The sequence below is a fragment of the Paraburkholderia sp. RL18-085-BIA-A genome (assembly GCF_046027075.1).
Lineage (GTDB): Bacteria > Pseudomonadota > Gammaproteobacteria > Burkholderiales > Burkholderiaceae > Paraburkholderia.
Genome location: NZ_JARESU010000010.1, coordinates 21,153 through 38,351, shown reverse-complemented (window position 1 = coordinate 38,351; position 17,199 = coordinate 21,153). Strand labels below are relative to the sequence as shown.

The following is a 17,199-nucleotide window of genomic DNA, read 5'->3' as shown; positions in this document are numbered from 1 at the left end:
TCCGTTTTCATTTCGAGGAGTGTGCAATGGCCTTCATATCACTGCGGCAACTGCTGGATCACGCAGCCGAACACGGCTACGGCGTGCCCGCTTTCAACGTCAACAACATGGAGCAGATCCACGCGATCATGCAGGCCGCCGAGGCCACCGCCAGCCCGGTGATCTTGCAGGCGTCGGCGGGTGCGCGCAAGTACGCGGGCGAGCCCTACCTGCGCCATCTCGTGCTCGCCGCACTGGAGGCGCACCCGGATATTCCGCTGGTTCTGCATCAGGATCACGGCGCGAGCCCCGCGGTTTGTCAGCAGGCCATCCGCTCGGGCTTCACGTCGGTGATGATGGACGGCTCGCTGCTGCCGGACCAGAAGACGCCCGCGGCCTACGACTACAACGTCGACGTAAGCCGCCGCGTGGTGGACGCCGCGCATGCGGTCGGCGTGTCGGTCGAAGGCGAACTGGGCTGCCTCGGTTCGCTCGAAACCGGCACGGCGGGCGAGGAGGACGGCGTCGGCGCGCAAGGTCAGCTCGCGCGCAAAGACCTGCTCACCGATCCGGACGAAGCGCGGCGTTTCGTCGACGCGACGGGCGTCGACGCGCTCGCGATTGCGATCGGCACCTCACATGGCGCGTACAAGTTCAGCCGCCAGCCGAGTGGCGACATTCTCGCGATCGACCGCATTGCGGACATTCACGAAAGGATTCCGAACGCGCATCTCGTGATGCATGGTTCGTCGTCGGTGCCGCAGGAATGGCTCGCGGTGATCCGCGAATATGGCGGCGAGATCCCGACTACGTACGGCGTGCCGGTCGAGGAAATCCGGCGCGGCATCGCGCATGGCGTGCGCAAGGTCAATATCGACACCGACATCCGGCTCGCGATGAGCGGCGCGATGCGCAGGTCGCTCGCGAACGCGCGTTCCGAGTTCGATCCGCGCGCGGCGCTGAAAGCGGCGACGGCGGCGGCGAGCGCGATCTGCGTCGAGCGCTTCGAGGCGTTCGGCTGCGCGGGCCAGGCGGCACGCATCAAACCGCTCCCGCTCGACGCGATGGCGCGCCGCTATCACTGAGCACTGAGCACTGAGCACCTGCAAGGAGAAGATGATGCGCGAATTCCTGATTGCCCCGTCGCTGCTGTCGGCGGATTTCGCCCGTCTTGCCGACGAGATTCGCGACGTGACGGCGGCCGGCGCGGACTGGATCCATCTCGATGTTATGGACCACCACTACGTGCCGAACCTCACCGTCGGGCCGCTGGTGTGCTCCGCAATCCGGCCGTATACGACGGTGCCGTTCGACGTGCATCTGATGACCATGCCGGTCGATCCGCTCGTCGCTGCCTTTGCCGAGGCGGGCGCGAATCTGATCAGCTTTCATCCCGAGGCATCGTTGCATGTGCATCGGACCATCGAACTGATCCGGTCCCACGGTGCGCGCGCGGGGCTCGCGCTCAATCCGGGCACGCCGCTCGCCGTGCTCGATCACGTGATGGAAATGCTCGATGTCGTGCTGGTGATGTCGGTCAATCCGGGATTCGGCGGCCAGGCGTTCATTCCGGAAACGCTCGACAAGCTGCGGCTGCTGCGCGAGCGGGTCGATACGACGATGCAGCGGACCGGGCGGTCGTTGCTGATCGAAGTCGACGGCGGCGTGAAGGCATCGAACATCGCACAGATCGCCGCGGCGGGGGCCGATGTGCTGGTCGCCGGTTCGGCTGTTTTCGGCGCCGCCGATCGCGCTCAGGCGATCGGGCGGCTGCGCGACGAACTGGATACCGTGAAAGAAGGCAGCGGCGTAGCGGAAATCGAAGGATGACTGGGCGACTCGCGAGTGCCCGTCAGCATTTCTTCATCGTCTCGCCGGGCGCGCGCCAGACGAGAAGGTCTTCTTCGGGCCGGTCGAGCGCGCAGCCCCAATCGAGCGGCTGGTCCTGATCGAACCGCTTGCCGAGCCGCCAGGCAATCTCCGCGCGAGCGAGTTGCACGCCCATATAGAACGCGTGGCCGCCGTCGCTGTCGAGATTCAGGTGCGGATAGAGCGCAAACGGATCGTCGCCGCGCCGGTGTCCGTCGCGGTTATAGACGTGAATGCCTTCGGCGCTGACCTGCACGCGGAAATTCGGATCGCGCACGCCACGGGCGAGCTCATCGATTTCGTCGGCGCTATACGGAAACGGCCGTCTCGCGTGGACGGTCGCGAGATCGCTGCTGATCCCTTTCGGCAGCACTTGCGCGTCGCGCGCGGCATGCATCACGCGGCGCGCGACGTCGGCTTCGCGCAGCGCGCGCCGCGCATGCAGGCTCACCGACGTGGTGAGCACCGCGCCGATCCGCAGCTCGGCGGCCATGCCAAGCAGCACCGCGTTGATTCCGCTGGTATCGGCTTCGGTCAATTCCGTCACGTTGCCGATGCCCATCATGATCGCAATGTCGGGATAGCGTTCGCGCAAGCGGACGTAGCGCGCAATCGACGCGGCGAGCCCGAACGGAATCGGGTCGAGAATCGGATCGGCAAGAAACGCGCGGCCGCGCCCGGATAGCTGATGGATCGCGGCGTCGAGCGAGGCCGGGTCGCCCGGTTCGCGCGCGACGAGGATCGGTGTCGACGGCACCTCGTCGGCGATCCACAGCGTATCGAGGTTCAGGCTCATCAGATAGTCGGCGCCCGCGCAACCGCCGCGCAACAGTTCGTCGGTGCGCATCGAATCGACGCTCACGCGATAGCCTTCGGCCTTGAGCCGCCGGACCGCGTCTTCGAGATGGGGAAACGGTGTTTCAGGCAGGCAGCCAATGTCGATGACGTCGGCGCCCTGGGCCGCATACTCGCGCGCCCGCGCGGCAATGCCGTCGAGATCGAGGCGCGGTGCGTCGACGATCTCCGCGAAGATTTCCGTCTCGTAACGGCTCAGGTCGAACGGCTTCGCCTTGCGGCCGAAAAATTGCGGCAGATCCTTGACCTCTTCAGGACCGCGCTCGAACGGCACGCCATAGTGATGGGCCAGCATGTCGAGATCGCCCCGGCAGCGCCCCGGCACGATCACCCGCTGCGCGCCGAGCGGTGTGGGCACGCGGCGCACGATCAGGTCGGCCGTCATCAACGCGGCGACTTGCAGACCGATTTCGCGGACCTCCCAACTGAACGGCGTCGGCGCCATGCTGTCGAGCACGCGCAACAGGCTCGGTTCGGCAAGCCGGCCAGTCAGGAAGAGGATGTGGTCCATGCGAGATCGAGGGTCGACAAGCGTTCATCGAGCGCCGCTTTGAGTTCGTCGAGCGAGCGGACGAGCGTCGTATATTCGAAGCGCGACAGGCGCTCAACGTTGTCGAGTTCGATCGTCCGTGGACGCAGTTCGACCCATTCATCCGGGCTGTGCGTGATCACGGTCGGTTCGGTGTCGCACGCAAAGACAATGCCCGGAATGCACTGCTTGCCGGCCTGCGCGTACATATTGGTCGGCAGCGTATCCGAGATGCCATACGCGCATTTGGCGACCGTGTTGCTGGTGGCGGGTGCGATCACCACCGTGTGATAGATGCCGTGATAGAGCATCCCGACCGGCACACCGCTCGCGCTGTTGTCGCGCAGCACGCGAAAGTTTTCACGCAACTTTTCGAGTGACCAGCCATAAAGCGGCAGCACTTCCTCCGCGGCCGCGGACAGGAAGAGGTCCACGCGCGGCAATTGCAGCGCAAGCGCGATGGACTCTTCGATTAAATGGCCCGAGCCGGTCACGCACCACGCGAAGCGCGCGTCTGGCTTGAAGTCGGCGAGATCGCGTGCGGGCGTCTGGGTCATGCGTCGAGATTCATGCGTCGAGATCGAGCGGCATTCCGTCGGACGGCGAGCCGTCATGCGACAGCCGGATATGCAGCCGGCGCATCTTCCGGTACAGCGTGTTGCGGCTGATGCCGGGCGCCTTCGCGACGTTGCTGACGTTCCAGCGGTGTTCGTCGAGCAACGACAGCACGGTTTCGCGCTCGTTCAACTGGATCGCATTGAGCGTGGAGATGTCCGCGTCGTCGGCCAGATGCGCGTCCATGTCCGCAGTGCCGAGGCGCAGGGCGGTCGGCATATCCAACGGCGCGGCGCGTTGCGTGATTTCGGGCGGCAAGTCCTCGCAACGGATCGGCTGACCATCGGAGAGCGCGACCGCCATTTGCAACACATGGCGCAGTTGACGGATGTTGCCCGGCCACTCGTAAGTCAGCAATGCATGTTCGGCTTCCGGGCTCAGTTCGGGCGGATCGTCGGTCTCGTTCGCGAGCAGATGGTGGATCAGCGGGAGCTTGTCGAGCCGGTCGCGAAGCGCCGGCAGATTCAGCTCGACACCCTTGAGCCGGTAATACAGATCCTCGCGGAATTGCCCGTTATGCACGAGTTCGAGCAGGTTGCGGTGGCTCGCGCTGATCAGCTGGAAATTGACCTTGACGGTGGTTTCGGCGCCGAGCGGCGTGACCTCGTGTTCCTCGATGACTCGCAGCAAACGCGCCTGCAAGACGAGAGGCATGTCGCCGATCTCATCGAGAAAGAGGGTGCCGCCGTTGGCCTGCACGATCTTGCCGCGCCGTCCTTCGCGCTGTGCGCCGGTGAACGCGCCGGCGCGATAGCCGAACAGTTCGCTTTCAATCAGGTTCTCGGGCAGCGACGCACAGTTGACCGGGACGAAGGGACCATCGGCGTGCGGGCTGATGCTATGCAGCGCCTGCGCAAAGACTTCCTTGCCGGTGCCGGTTTGCCCTCGCAGCACGATCGGAATCTTGCGTTGGATCACGCGCGCGGCCAACTGGATCTGCGAAGCCATGCGCGGGTCGCCGAACTCAAGGTGCGCGATCTCGTCGAGCTTCGGCGACGGTGCGCGTTTGTCGGGCGCGCTGCCGCGCGCGGCGGAGTCGGTCACAAGGACTCGTGTGACGCGCCCCGCGCTGTTCTGCGGGGTCTGCGCGACGAGGAAGAAGCGGTTCGTCGCGTTCGCGCTGTACACGGTGACCGGATGGAACGATCCGCGGATGCTGCGCGCGATCATGTCTTCGAGCGAAGCATTGAAGGCCTCCTCGATGCGCCGGCCCCGCAGTTCGCTGAGCGAGCGGAAGCCGAGCTGGAACAGCGCGCTGCGATTCGCGGCGAGCACCGTGCTGTCGTCCGCGACCGCGAGCTTGCCGCCGTGGAGGGTGCCGACGAATTCCGGACGGCTGTGGAAATGAATCATGTTCGCGTGACGGTAACGCGCATCCAGCAAACGGTTTTCGATCATCTGGCTGGACATGCCGACGAGTACCAGCGAGTGTTGCTGTAGCAGCTTCGAGCGGCTCGTGACGTCGAGCACGCCGGCAATCTCGCCGCTGTCGTCGAAGATCGGCGCGGCGGAACAGGTGAGCGACGTATAGCGCGGATAAAAATGCTCGTGCTGGCAGACCGCGATGCAGTCGCGCTCGGCAAGACAGGTGCCCATGCCGTTGGTGCCGGCCTCGCGCTCGCTCCACAGCGCGCCGACCCGAAAGCCGTCGTCGGCGACCGCCTCGGCAAACGGCACGGACGACACCTGATGAACGATCACGCCGCCTGAGTCGACCAGCACGACCGCAAGTTCGGGGTCGGCCAGTTGCTGATAGAGCGTCGTCATCTCCAGCTTCGAACAGGCGATCAGATCGCCGAGCGCTTCGCGGCGCGCGCTTAGTTCGTACTGCGTGAGGACTGGCGGGGTGACGAAGCGGGAGGGGTCAAGCTGGAATTCGTTGATGCAGCGCGCCCACGATTGGGCGACGGATTCGCTCGTCGGGCGCGTAGTCAATTGATGATTGACGACGTTCAATACCTCTCGGACGTGCGTATTGCTGTCAGCGAGCAACGACATGGGGTTTGTCTCCGTTGCGTCATTTCGGACATGCCATTACGCACGCCTCGACTGCCGCTTTATGAATCCTGTATTCCCCTGGCGCTACGAAATCTAGCGTTCGCATGCGCCTACGCGACCGGCCGTGCTATCTGGCGGTTCCTTAAAACTCTACGCCCGATGTCGCTTTGGTTCAACAAGAAGTCGCATTATCTCCACACACCGCGCCCGATACTTGCTTTTACCGATTCGTTGCCTCGTTGACGGATGCGACGCCGCGGGCGTGTTGCAGCTTCGGCACACAGTGTGCCGCCCGCCGTTTCGGCCGTTCCTGATTTGTTGCTTTAACCAGGCCGCGTCGCGGCGGAGTACACCATGGATCGTATCGATACCGTTCGCCTTGCCGCTTTCCCCAGCATCGGCTCCGATGTCAGCGCGTTGCCTGGGCGCATGGATATCGTGTTCATCGAAGATTTCATCGGCCAGACGGTCATTGGTATCGACAGCAGCGAGCAGCACGTTCCGCAACCCGTGCGCGTGAACCTCGCGATCGGCGTGCCCGCGATCCGCGCATGCACGACAGACCGAATCGAAGATACGGTCAACTATGCGGCGGTACGCGGTGCGCTGCTTGCGCTGTTCGCGTCGCATCGCGTGCGCCTGCTCGAAGCGCTCGCGGAGACCATCGCGCAATTGCTCATTGCCGATTTCGGCGCTCACTGGGTGCGCGTATCCCTTGCGAAGCCGGCGAAATTCGACGACGTGGCGGCGGTCGGTGTGCAGATCGAACGGCGCCGCAGCGATCTGCCGGCAGAAGGTGCGGGCCTTGTCAGCTACGCGTCGCTTGGGAACGGGCTGGTGCCGAACTGAGCGGCACGGCTATGTGGCGCCGCATCGTGAGCGGCGCCGCTGTCGTATTCACGGAATCCGCACGTCATCTGCACGGCATCCGTGTGCACTGCATCATTTCGTGACCGTGGGTTTCGCGACCGTCGGCGTTTTCTGTGGACCCAGTCCGCACGCCTGGTACGCAGTGGTCTGCAGCGCGCGGAATTTCTTCGTTTGCGACTTCGCACGATCGACGCGGAACTCGTTCCCGCCTTCGCCGCCGAGCGTCGCGTACTTCGAGAAAGTCGACTGCTCGACGAACTCGTCGTACGGCAGTGCCGCGGCCATCTTGTCGATCACGCACGAGCATTTATAGACGTTCGCGAAATCGTGACCATTGTCGTCCATGCAAGTCAGCACGTATTCGACACGGCCTTCGGTCGGATAGTTGTAGCCTCCCGCCGCAGCGGAGGACCGTGGCGCATCGCCGGCCGCCCAGGCGAGCGGTCCCGCTAGCGCCAGGCTGGTGAAGGCGAGCAGCGCGCGGCATCTTATGGTCATATCGTGCCTCTGTCAGAGCATTGAGCCTGCTTCACGAACTGATGTGCTGTCAGCGACGTGACAGGATGCGAGAGGAGGCGGGCCATTGCGCCGGCGCCGCGTCTCCTCACATATCGTGCGGCTTCAGTTCGGCGCGAACGGATGCGCGACGGTGCCTTTTTTCGCCACCACTTCCGCCGCGCTCGGTTCGCCGTTGACCGCGCGCTTGATCGCCTCGCGCGTGGCCTCGTAGTTGAACTGCTGGATCTTCTTGTCGTCATCCGCCTGCCAGTGGATGAAGACGCCGACGCACAGGAACAGGTCGTCGGCCTCGTCCTTGGGGATGGTGCCGTCTTCGACACTGTCGGCAACCGCGAGGGCCACCGCGTGCTGCGCAGGGCCGAACATCTGGACGGCCTGCTTCGCGCCCTTGATCGTCACCTTGTTGAACAGGATCGTGTTCGGCTTGGTAAGCAGATTCGGTGCGACGACGGCGAGCAAAGATGTGAAGCCATCCTTATTGTTGGTGAGTGCATGGCAGAACGCGGTTTCCGCAGCCGAACCTCGCGGTCCGATCAGCAAGTCGATATGCGCGACCTCGTTGCCGTCGCCGACGAGCGACTCTCCGATCATGACGCGGTTGATCTTGGCCATTCTGTTCCTCCGATGTGTGAGTACGGACCTGCTGACTGGCCGCTGCCTGCTGTATTGCCGATTCTGCATCGCACGGCAGCGTGTTGATGCACGGTGGTACTAACTAACATTTTTCGTGCCAACACTCGGCGCGGCAGGTGTGGCGCACGTCCCTCAGCGGGTATTCAGGCAGCCCGCAACGAATAGCGTGGCCACCGCCAGATCCGCGCTGGTGCCGGGGTTGATTGCGCGAGCCTTCAGCTCCGCGTCCCATGCATCGAGTTGCGCAGACGTAGGCGCGCTTTGCGATTGGAGCGGCGTTTTCCGCCATTGCACACGCTGTTCGCGTGCCGCGAGCGTGACACTCTGCGCCAGCGCCATGCCGTGCTTGCGCACAATGTGAGAGTCGGGCCAGCCGCTGAGGAAGGCGAGGAACACGTTGAGCATCGCCACCTCGGGCGCATTGGCGGGCGCTTCGCAATATGCCGCAAGGCCGGTTTCGAAGATGTCGTGAAACCCGTTCGCATATTGAAGGGCGATGCTGTCGCGTTCGCTGGCGAGTTGCATCGCGTCGCGCAAGCCGACCGTCGGCGGAGCGTGGACCGATTGCTCGGGCGCGTCGCCGAGGCCGCCGGGGTTGGCGAGGGCGATTGCGCGGTAGGCGAGGCGCGCATCGTCGACATCGAGACTCGCCAGCACCCGTGAGGCGGCTTCGCGCCAGCTTTGCGCCGACAGCGTTCGTCCCGTGCATTCGAGGGCCGCGGCGAGCGGCGCGACCAGCAGCACGATGCCGAGGTTCGTGTTGCAGCCGACCGCATCGCGCGTGCGCGTCACCGCGTCGAGAATGCGCTGGCCGACCGGTGCGCCGCGTGCGAGAAGCGCGTCGGCCGCGGCGTCCGCGCTGGCGAGGAACTGCGCCGCGCTCATCCCGTGGCCCGGGCTTTGCACGCTGACATTGCCCGGCTTGGGCGTGGCGACGTCGAGCGCGCAGGCTGCGAGGAACGCCGCGCGAACCTGTTCGAGCAGTATCGCGCCGGCCTCAGGCATGACGTCCGGGCAGCGCGACGAAGGCTGGCTCCCCGGTTTGCTCGGTGAGCTGCCGCCGCGCCGCCAGCTTGCGATCGAGCAGGTCATCGGCAAGCACCGCCGCGAGATCGACCGCCGTGACCGACTGCAAGCCGCGCCACGCCGCCACGCCGTTGACTTCGAGCACGAGCGGGCGTGTGGCATCGTCGGGATTGGGGATCAGGTCCACGCCCGCGTAGTCGAGTCCGAGTGCGGCGGCGGCCTGCACGGCGGTTCGCGCGAGCGGCAAATCGAGTTCGACCGGCTCGCAGACTGCGCCTTGTGCGAAGTTGTGAATCCAACCCTTGCCGCCGATGCGCCGCATCGCCGCGACAGCCTGACCGCCGATCACCAGCACGCGCCAGTCGAAGCCGGGGCGTGCGCCGGACACATAGCGCTGCAAGTAAGCAACCTGCTGGTAACGTGCGAGCGACGGCAGCGGCGCGAGCAAACCGCGGCGCGCGCCGAGCCGTTTGAGTCCGTGGCCCTGTGAGCCGAACAACGGCTTGAGCACGACCTGACGGCCCGCCGCCGCTTCGCGCATCAGTACGCGCTGTGCGAACGCCGCGGATTCGCCGGCCCAGGTCGCCGGTGTCGGCACGCCGGCGCGGTGTAGCAGGAAGCTGGTCATCGATTTGTCGACGCTGCGCTCGATCGCACGCGCATCGTTGTACACCGGCACACCGGATTCGCGCAGCGCGTGAAGAATGCCGAGCCGCAGCGTCACCTGTTCGAACGTGCCGCCCGCGATACCGCGCACGAAGACCGCGTCCGGCAGCGCGTGGCCAAAGCCCGGCACCACCAGTCCGTGAGGTTGCCATGTGGTGTCGATCCGGCAATCCGCGAGGTCGACGCAGCGCGCTTCGGCGCCGCGCGCGCGGAACGCTTTCTTCAGGCGTCCGGTGTGCCAGCCGGTTTCATCGCTCATGATCGCGATGCGCACGCCCGCGTGGGTGGCGTTGGGGTTTGCGTCCGTCTGCGTGAGCGTCATGGCGCGACGGACCTGCCGCCCCACTGATCCTGAAGCAACGCGCTCTCGATGCGCCCGCCATGGTAGGTCGCGCCGCTTTCGAGGCTGCTTACCCAGACCTCGGCGGGCGCGAACAGCGCCGGATCGATCTGGTAGAAGTCGAAGTTGAACGACGTGAAGATGTCCGCAAACGGCCGTCCGTAATCGCGCGAATTGGCGGCGGGCAAGGTGTCGGCGAGGCGTCGCGCGACTTCGTCGTGCTTGACGGTCAGATGCACGCGGCCGCCATAAAGGATCGCGTCGTTGGTGCGGCCCATCGCCTGAATCCCGTCCGGCGCGGGCGGCGGCAATGGCGCCGAGCCCGCGCCTTCCACCACTTCGTCCAGCGGGACGCCGAGCACGTGCACTTTGTGCAATGCAACTTCGACGACGCGTGCCACGACCTGCACCGTTCCCGCGACAGACTGTGTCGGCGTGACGACCAGCGTGAGCCGGTCGGGCGCAAGACCGCAATCGCGCAACACCTTGTCGATGACGATCTGGGGCGGCAGGCGGTCGACTTCGAGCACCAGCACGCCGCGATCGTGGTGGTCGCGATAGCCGAGTTCGGCGAACAGCGGCTCCTTGACGGCCAGTGCGCGCGCGGGACCGGAGCCCAGCGAAAAGAACTTCTTGCCGCCAGTCTCTTCCTTTGTCGCCGACAGGCTCCACCCGGCGTATTGGCTGCCGAGACAGGCCAGCACCGGTGAAGACGTGTGCACGTCGATCATGGTGGGCCAGAGCGGCGCCGTGTCGAAGTTCGAGCGCACGGCGACGCGGCCGAGTCCGCCCATGCAGATGCGCGCGATCAGCACCCCGGCGTCGATGCTGCCGCGCGCGTCGACGCCGGCGTCCGCGATGACCGTGCCGTCGGCCGTGCGCGTGATCGCGACGGCGAGGCGCGCCGCATCGTCGACGAGCCGGGCGACGAGCCGCTCGCTCAGCGCGTTGACGCCTGGCGCGGCGGACTGCCGGGAAGCCTCAGGAGGGGTATTGGATGCAGGCATGGTCAGATTCATCGCAGGTTTCGATTCGTTGCACGACGCGCGCGTGCTGCGCATCGAGCGCGCGCCGCACCGCATCCGCCGACGCCGCGCGCATGAGTAGCGTACAGACGGGTTGGCCCGCTTCGACGCGCGTGCCGGGCATCGGCACGTCGTGGCAGTGGGGATCGCGCAGGCAGGCATCGGAGAAGGCGGCCGACACGGTGAACGGCCGGGGCGCGAATAGCACGTGCTGGCCCGCGCACCAGCGCGGCTGACGGGCCAAGGCCATGCTCGCGGCCGACGGCGGCCGGCCGCTACGGCATGCATCGAGGTGGCAGGCGAGCAGTCCGTCCGGCCACGCATCGGGCGACGCGGTTTCGTAAAGCGCCATCGTCGACGAAGGCCGCGCGTTGATTTCGAGCACTTGGAACGCGTCGCCGTCGAGCAGGAAGTCGCAACTGTTGATACCGACGAGACCGGTGCGTGCGCAGAGGGCGTCGAGCGCTTCCTGCACGCGCGCCGCGACCTGCGGCGGCAGATTGATCGGACCGATCGATCCGGCATGCACGAACGCCAGATCACCCAACTCGCAGGTCAGTTGCTCGGCAAAACCGATCAGATGCGCGTGGCCGCGCGCGCCGATGAATAACGCCGACACCGGCCGGCCGTTGCCGATTCGCTGGAAATAGCCTTGTGCGGGCACGGGCGTCGTATCGAGCGCGGAAGCCGGTTTGATGTGGGTGCCGCCGCAGCCGAACGCATCCTTGAACAGCCAGCCCGCGGGCGTCCCGGGCCACGCAAACGAGACGGCGGGATGCGCAATGTGCAGCGAATCGAGCAGTGCGAAGAAGCGCCGGGGCTCGCGTACGGCAGCGTTCGCCTCGGCATCGTTGCCGATGAATCGGGGCAAACCGGGTTCGCGGCACAACTGCGCCATCAAGGGCTCGAGCCCGCTGCCGTCGATCCAGCCAAGGAAATGCGGCAGGCGCGCGACGCGTGTGAGCGCGTCGATGAGCCGTGCGCGATCGATCGCCAGCGCGCCGCCGTCGCCGCCGATATCGAACCAGATCTCCGACGCCGCGCGCGTATCGCGGTCGCCGAAGATGTCGAGCGCGGCGACGCGCAGACCCGCGCGCACCGCGGACTGGGCGAGCAGGCGCGCGGACAGTCCGGCTACCGCGACGAACGGCGCGTGCGACAGTGGCTGGCGCGACTTCATGACGAGCAAGCTCAGCCGAGCCCGGCCGCGACCGCGCGGGCCTCGTCGAACGCTTGCGGAAAGCCCAGATAGACCGGCTTGCCGCCCGTGCGCATGCGCATGAACAGCCCGTGTTCGACCTGGTACTTGACGTTGCCGATCGCCAGTGCGCCGATGCCGACCGCGCCCGCATTCGTCACGCCGTCGATGGGTTTGCCGTCGTTCATCACGTTGACGCCGGCAATGCCTTCTGGCGGCACGGCGTTGACGTCCGCGGCGATCAGGAGCCGTTTGGCATGCGCCAGGTCGTCGCTGCTGACCACCTGAACGCTCGCGATCGCAGTGGCTAGCACGATCTCCGCGTCGGCCAGCGCGCCACGCAATTCGTCCGGTGTCGCGGTGCTGATGCCGTTGGTCACGATCGTGAAGCGCTGGTTGATTTCGGCCGCGACGCCGAGCGCGCGAGCGCGGCTGTGGTGGCTCGCAATCGTCACATCGGCGCCGCCCGAGGCGGCCATCACAGCCGCGACGCGCCCGACCGCGCCAGTGCCGCCGAGAATCAGCACGCGCTTGCCGCCCAGTTCCATGCCGTGCTGTTTGCCCAGATGACGTTCGACCAGCGCGACGAGCGCGGCCGCTGTCGTGTACGAGCCGCTCGGATCGGCGAACACCGACACTTCGAACGGCGGGACCATCGCTTTGCGCGCGGTGTCGAGCATGTCGGCGGCCTGCATCACGTCGCGTCCGCCGATGAAGATGCCGGTGCGCGACACGCCTTTGGGGCCGCGGGAAAAAATCGCGTCCTGGGTCAGGTTCGCAACCATGCCGGCTTCGACGCCGCAATACGGCACGATGACCTGGTAGCCGGCGTCGGCCGCCATGTTGACGTCGAATGGACTCATTTGCGGCGTGGCCGTGAACATGTGCAGGATATAGGGCCTTTCAATGGTTTCGGACATGGCAGCGAGCTCGTTTCAGTGGCGTTTCTCGTGGACGGCGCGAGCGATGGGCTCAAGGGAGCCCGCAGGCAGCGATCTCCGTGCGTGTGCCGCGCGCGACGCAGTCAGTGCTGGGGTAACGGAGCGGCATCATGCGGCGTCGATCCGCTGGGCACGCGCCTCGGCGCTGCGGATGGCCGCGCCGCTATTTCGTCCCGCGACGATCGTGCATTCGATGTGAGGCATGGCGCGCGCCGCTTCTCGCGCCGTGGCGAGCGCGCTGTCGGCCGCGCGCGCACTCGCGACGATCGCAAAGCCCGTCGGACCCCACGAAGTCTGGCCGATGCCCGCCGCTCGCTCTGCTGCGACCGCGCGCAACACGCGCTCGACATCCGGACTCGCGAACACGCCGCCTTGCGCGCTGGCGAAGTATTCGCCGATGGTCTGCTGCATTTCGGTGAGGCCCGCTGCGAATGGCGCGAAGTTGCGCTCCGCGGCGCCCGGCAGGATCCGCATCAGCACCAGATGACACAAATGCGCGGCGAGCCGCTGCGGGAACGGCGCAAGCGAGGCGAGGGCGCGGCGCTCTTGCGCGCCGTGCAAACCCTCGCGACTGTGGTCGCTCACGAGGAGCACCCGCCACTGGTCCGGAAACGGCTGGCGCGCGAGCAGGGGCGGGACGCTCTGATGCAGATCGCCGGCCGGTCCGCCGTCCAGCAGCAGGCCGCCGGATTCGAAACCGAGAATGCCGATGCCGGAACGGGCGCCGCGACCGAGCAGGCTGGCCAGTTCCGCACTGCTCGCCGGGTGGCCGACGAGGCGCACGAACGCGGTGCCCACGGCCAGCGCCAGCTGCGTGCCGGAGCCGAGGCCGGTGTGTGCGCGCGGCGCATGCGCGACGTTGATGGCGACCGTCGCCGGTCCGTAAGCGGCCTGCAACCGCGCCAGACAAAGCGCGATGCGCTCGCGGTCGGCTTCGGTCACGGCGCCGTCGATCTGTTCATGCTCCGCGAGGCGCGCTTCGAGCCGGGTGCCCTGCGCAGCGATGACCAGTCCCAGACTGCCGAACGCGCGCCCGAGCGACGCGTTCGGGTCGAGAAATCCCAGATGCAGGCGCGCGGGCGCATCGATCGTCAGTGCCGTGTGAGGCGGGAGGCGGCGAAACTGAAGCGGCATCGCAAGTGTCCTTGTGGGTGCGCTGAACAGGGTTTGGCCGAAGGGCGCCCATGAATCCGGCGCGGGCCATAACGGCAGTGCGCCGGGCGACTTCAAGCAGAAGCCGTACCAGGCGCGGTTCAGGGCCGCCGTTGCTGTTTCAGGCCGCCGCGCGACCCACTCGGTGCCACGCTGTCTCGCGTGCGCATGGACGCTGTGTGACGTCGAAGGTGCACTGTGTCACCTGCTGTTGCAGTAGGCGCCCGGCGGCAAGCGTCCCGTCCGCTAGCCGCGAAGCCGCGGCAATGCCGACGCCCCAACTGCCTTCTCAACTGCCTGGCGCGGTTTTCGGCGCGTCGTACTTGATATAGCGGAAGCGCTGGTCGTCGGACGGCGTGCCCTCGAGCGGGCCGTCTTCGAGGCCGGGTTGCCACTGGATCACGGATTCCATCTTTGTGGCGAGCGCGAAGTCTTTGTCCGTGATGCCCTTGGCGCTATGCGTCTTGAGCTTCACGGTCACGAATGCGTAGGAGACCGTCAGATCCGGGTGATGCCAGGCGGCTTCGGCGAGATGCCCCACCGCATTGACCACCATCAGCGTTCCCTTCCAGCCCTCGGTCCGATACTTGCGCCTCAGCCAGCCGTCCTCGAGATACCAGTGCTGGAGCGCACCGACGAGGCGTTGCTGGACTTCGTCGTCGGAATAGACCTTCTCTGCGTTTGCCATGACCGCTGCTCCTCGGATGCGGGAACCGCCCGCCGAACTACATATTGCGGCAAATGACGGGCCAAAGGCGAGAGACACCACTCGCAATGGACACGTTCCGTATCACGGAAGTGACACAGTATGTGTCGCGCTCCGTGGCGCAACGGGGTCAAGGTCGTCACACCGTGACGCCGATCGTGAAGGACACAATCGCCGCGCGGCGCGAAGCGCGTGTGGAACAGAGGGCTTCGGTTGCGGGACGGCGGCAACCGCCGCCACTTTCCGGCATGGAATATGCGTTGGCCGTTAATGCGCCACGAAGCCTGACATCGATCGGGCCAGGGCGTTGATCGTTACCTGCACTCGAGAAGGCGCGCACGATGCGATGAGGTAGCGTGGGTCATTCGTGAGTTGAACAGCAGGACAATTCTGGAGGAGACATGAACTTACGCACCGTGGTTCTTGGGCTCGCGATCCTCGCATCGGCAGCCTTTGGCTCTATCGCCGCGCAAGCCGATTCGCAGCTCGACGGCCTGATGAAAAATCCATCCAACTGGGCGGCCCAGGCGGGCGATTATGCGAATCACCGCTACAGCCCGCTCAAGCAGATCAACGAGAACAATGTCGGCAAGCTGCAGGTGGCATGGACCATGTCGACCGGCGTGCTGCGCGGCCACGAAGGCGCGCCGCTCGTGATCGGCGACACGATGTACATCCACTCGCCGTTCCCCAACAAGGTCATCGCCATCAACCTGAAGGATCAGACGTTCATCTGGCAGTATCAACCGAAACAGGACGAACAGGTCGTCTCCGTGATGTGTTGCGACACCGTCAACCGCGGTCTCGCCTACGGCGACGGCAAGATCTTCCTGCAACAGGCCGACACCAAACTCGTAGCGCTGAACGCGAAAACAGGCGATGTGGTCTGGACTGCGCAGAACGGCAATCCGAAAGCGGGTGAAACCAACACCAACGCGCCGCACGTATTCGGCGACAAGGTGCTGACCGGTATCTCGGGTGGCGAATTCGGCGTGCGCGGGCGTCTCATCGCTTACGACATCAAGACCGGCAAGCCAGCCTGGACCGCCTTTAGCACGGGCCCCGACAAGGACATGCTGATCGACCCGCAGAAGACGATGACGTACACCGACGGCAAGATGGTGGCGGTGGGCGCGGATTCGTCGCTCAAGTCGTGGAAGGGCGATCAGTGGAAGCTCGGCGGCGGGACCACGTGGGGCTGGTATGCGTGGGATCCTAAACTCAACCTCATCTATTACGGCACCGGCAATCCGGGCACATGGAACCCGACGCAACGTCCGGGCGACAACAAGTGGTCGATGTCGATCTTCGCGCGCGACCTGAATACCGGCGAGGCCAGATGGGTCTACCAGATGACGCCGCACGACGAATGGGATTATGACGGCGTCAACGAAATGATCCTGTCCGACCTGAACATCAACGGCAAGAAGGTGCCCTCGATCGTTCACTTCGACCGCAACGGTTTCGGCTACACGCTCAATCGCGAGACCGGACAACTGCTCGTCGCGCAGAAGTACGACCCCGCGGTGAACTGGGCTGACCGTGTCGACATGAAGAGCGGCCTGCCGATCCGCAATGCGGCGTACTCGACCCAGGCAGCAGGCTCCGATCACAACGTGAAGGGTATCTGCCCGGCGGCGCTCGGCTCCAAAGACCAGCAACCGGCTGCGTTCGATCCGGGCTCGAGCCTCTTCCTCGTGCCGACCAACCATGTCTGCATGGACTACGAGCCGTTCGATGTCGACTACGTGTCGGGACAGCCGTATGTCGGCGCCACGCTGTCGATGTATCCTGGGCCGAACGAGAACAACGCGATGGGTAACTTCATCGCGTGGGATGCGAGCAAGGGCAAGATCGTCTGGTCCAAGCCGGAGAAGTTCTCGGTCTGGTCGGGCGTGCTCGCCACGGCTGGCGGCGTCGCGTTCTACGGCACGCTCGAAGGCTACATCAAGGCGGTCCGCATCAAGGACGGCAAGGAACTGTGGCGCTTCAAGACGCCGTCGGGAATCATCGGCAACGTCTTTACGTACGAGTACCAGGGCAAGCAGTTCATCGGCGTGTACTCGGGCATCGGCGGCTGGGCCGGTATCGGTATGGCAGCCGGGCTGGAAAAGTCGACCGAAGGTCTGGGTGCGGTCGGCGGCTATCGTGAACTGGCGAAGTACACCGCGCTCGGCGGCACGCTCTTCGTGTTCGCGATTCCCGGCGAAAAAAGCTGAATGACCGGGGAGTACTGATACGCACGGCCGACGCGTCTGTTGCAGCAGGGCGCACCGGC

16 protein-coding genes are annotated in these 17,199 nt (G+C 65.5%); 4 read left to right on the top strand and 12 right to left on the bottom strand.

Annotated elements, in window-relative coordinates; all coding sequences use genetic code 11:
• The first annotated feature begins 26 nt into the window (after positions 1 to 26).
• Together fba and rpe are read left to right on the top strand one after the other, a co-directional pair.
• A complete protein-coding gene (fba, locus tag P0D89_RS09560) occupies positions 27 to 1,064 on the top strand; it encodes a class II fructose-bisphosphate aldolase (protein ID WP_408357425.1) in 1,038 nt (345 codons plus the stop codon).
• Between the two features lie 34 nt (positions 1,065 to 1,098).
• Positions 1,099 to 1,809 (top strand): ribulose-phosphate 3-epimerase, encoded by a 711-nt coding sequence (gene rpe, locus P0D89_RS09555; protein WP_408357423.1) that lies wholly within the window; start codon positions 1,099 to 1,101, stop codon positions 1,807 to 1,809.
• A 22-nt stretch (positions 1,810 to 1,831) separates the two neighbouring features.
• Here the strand turns inward: rpe and P0D89_RS09550 are convergent, their stop codons facing one another.
• Genes P0D89_RS09550 through P0D89_RS09540 form a run of 3 tightly spaced genes read right to left on the bottom strand, consistent with a single transcriptional unit; the run spans position 1,832 to position 5,845 of the window.
• A complete protein-coding gene (locus P0D89_RS09550; protein ID WP_408357421.1) occupies positions 1,832 to 3,214 on the bottom strand; it encodes a DUF6513 domain-containing protein in 1,383 nt (460 codons plus the stop codon).
• Entirely contained in the window at positions 3,193 to 3,789 is a 597-nt protein-coding gene (locus P0D89_RS09545) for a flavoprotein (protein ID WP_408357419.1), read from the bottom strand. Before P0D89_RS09545 ends, P0D89_RS09550 begins: the two co-directional genes overlap by 22 nt.
• A 10-nt stretch (positions 3,790 to 3,799) precedes the next feature.
• On the bottom strand, positions 3,800 to 5,845 hold the full coding sequence (locus P0D89_RS09540; protein WP_408357417.1) for a sigma-54-dependent Fis family transcriptional regulator: 2,046 nt from the start codon (positions 5,843 to 5,845) through the stop codon (positions 3,800 to 3,802).
• 354 nt (positions 5,846 to 6,199) lie between these two features.
• On the opposite strand from P0D89_RS09540, the gene P0D89_RS09535 reads away from it, so the two are divergent.
• Entirely contained in the window at positions 6,200 to 6,694 is a 495-nt protein-coding gene (locus tag P0D89_RS09535; RefSeq protein WP_408357415.1) for a dihydroneopterin aldolase, read from the top strand.
• A gap of 93 nt (positions 6,695 to 6,787) precedes the next feature.
• Here the strand turns inward: P0D89_RS09535 and P0D89_RS09530 are convergent, their stop codons facing one another.
• The 9 genes from P0D89_RS09530 to P0D89_RS09490 form a co-directional block, all read right to left on the bottom strand.
• Positions 6,788 to 7,213 carry a hypothetical protein gene (locus P0D89_RS09530; RefSeq protein ID WP_408357413.1) on the bottom strand — a complete coding sequence of 142 codons (426 nt, stop codon included), beginning with the start codon at positions 7,211 to 7,213 and terminating at the stop codon, positions 6,788 to 6,790.
• Between the two features lie 123 nt (positions 7,214 to 7,336).
• Positions 7,337 to 7,846, bottom strand: a complete 510-nt coding sequence (gene fae / locus P0D89_RS09525; protein WP_408357411.1) for a formaldehyde-activating enzyme — start codon at positions 7,844 to 7,846, stop codon at positions 7,337 to 7,339.
• 153 nt (positions 7,847 to 7,999) lie between these two features.
• Positions 8,000 to 8,872 carry a triphosphoribosyl-dephospho-CoA synthase gene (locus P0D89_RS09520; RefSeq protein WP_408357409.1) on the bottom strand — a complete coding sequence of 291 codons (873 nt, stop codon included), beginning with the start codon at positions 8,870 to 8,872 and terminating at the stop codon, positions 8,000 to 8,002.
• Positions 8,865 to 9,881: an ATP-grasp domain-containing protein gene (locus tag P0D89_RS09515; protein WP_408357407.1), complete on the bottom strand. Its 1,017-nt coding sequence runs from the start codon at positions 9,879 to 9,881 to the stop codon at positions 8,865 to 8,867. The genes P0D89_RS09520 and P0D89_RS09515 overlap by 8 nt, the downstream gene beginning before the upstream one ends.
• Entirely contained in the window at positions 9,878 to 10,906 is a 1,029-nt protein-coding gene (mch, locus tag P0D89_RS09510; RefSeq protein WP_408357405.1) for a methenyltetrahydromethanopterin cyclohydrolase, read from the bottom strand. The genes P0D89_RS09515 and mch overlap by 4 nt, the downstream gene beginning before the upstream one ends.
• Complete coding sequence (locus tag P0D89_RS09505; protein WP_408357403.1) at positions 10,881 to 12,104, bottom strand: ATP-grasp domain-containing protein; 1,224 nt, start codon at positions 12,102 to 12,104, stop codon at positions 10,881 to 10,883. The genes mch and P0D89_RS09505 overlap by 26 nt, the downstream gene beginning before the upstream one ends.
• An 11-nt stretch (positions 12,105 to 12,115) precedes the next feature.
• Entirely contained in the window at positions 12,116 to 13,042 is a 927-nt protein-coding gene (locus P0D89_RS09500; RefSeq protein ID WP_408376432.1) for an NAD(P)-dependent methylenetetrahydromethanopterin dehydrogenase, read from the bottom strand.
• Between the two features lie 129 nt (positions 13,043 to 13,171).
• A complete protein-coding gene (locus P0D89_RS09495; RefSeq protein ID WP_408357399.1) occupies positions 13,172 to 14,197 on the bottom strand; it encodes a beta-ribofuranosylaminobenzene 5'-phosphate synthase family protein in 1,026 nt (341 codons plus the stop codon).
• A gap of 307 nt (positions 14,198 to 14,504) precedes the next feature.
• Positions 14,505 to 14,903, bottom strand: a complete 399-nt coding sequence (locus P0D89_RS09490) for a 4a-hydroxytetrahydrobiopterin dehydratase (RefSeq protein WP_408357397.1) — start codon at positions 14,901 to 14,903, stop codon at positions 14,505 to 14,507.
• Between the two features lie 419 nt (positions 14,904 to 15,322).
• On the opposite strand from P0D89_RS09490, the gene P0D89_RS09485 reads away from it, so the two are divergent.
• Positions 15,323 to 17,140, top strand: a complete 1,818-nt coding sequence (locus P0D89_RS09485; RefSeq protein ID WP_408357395.1) for a methanol/ethanol family PQQ-dependent dehydrogenase — start codon at positions 15,323 to 15,325, stop codon at positions 17,138 to 17,140.
• Positions 17,141 to 17,199 lie beyond the last annotated feature (59 nt).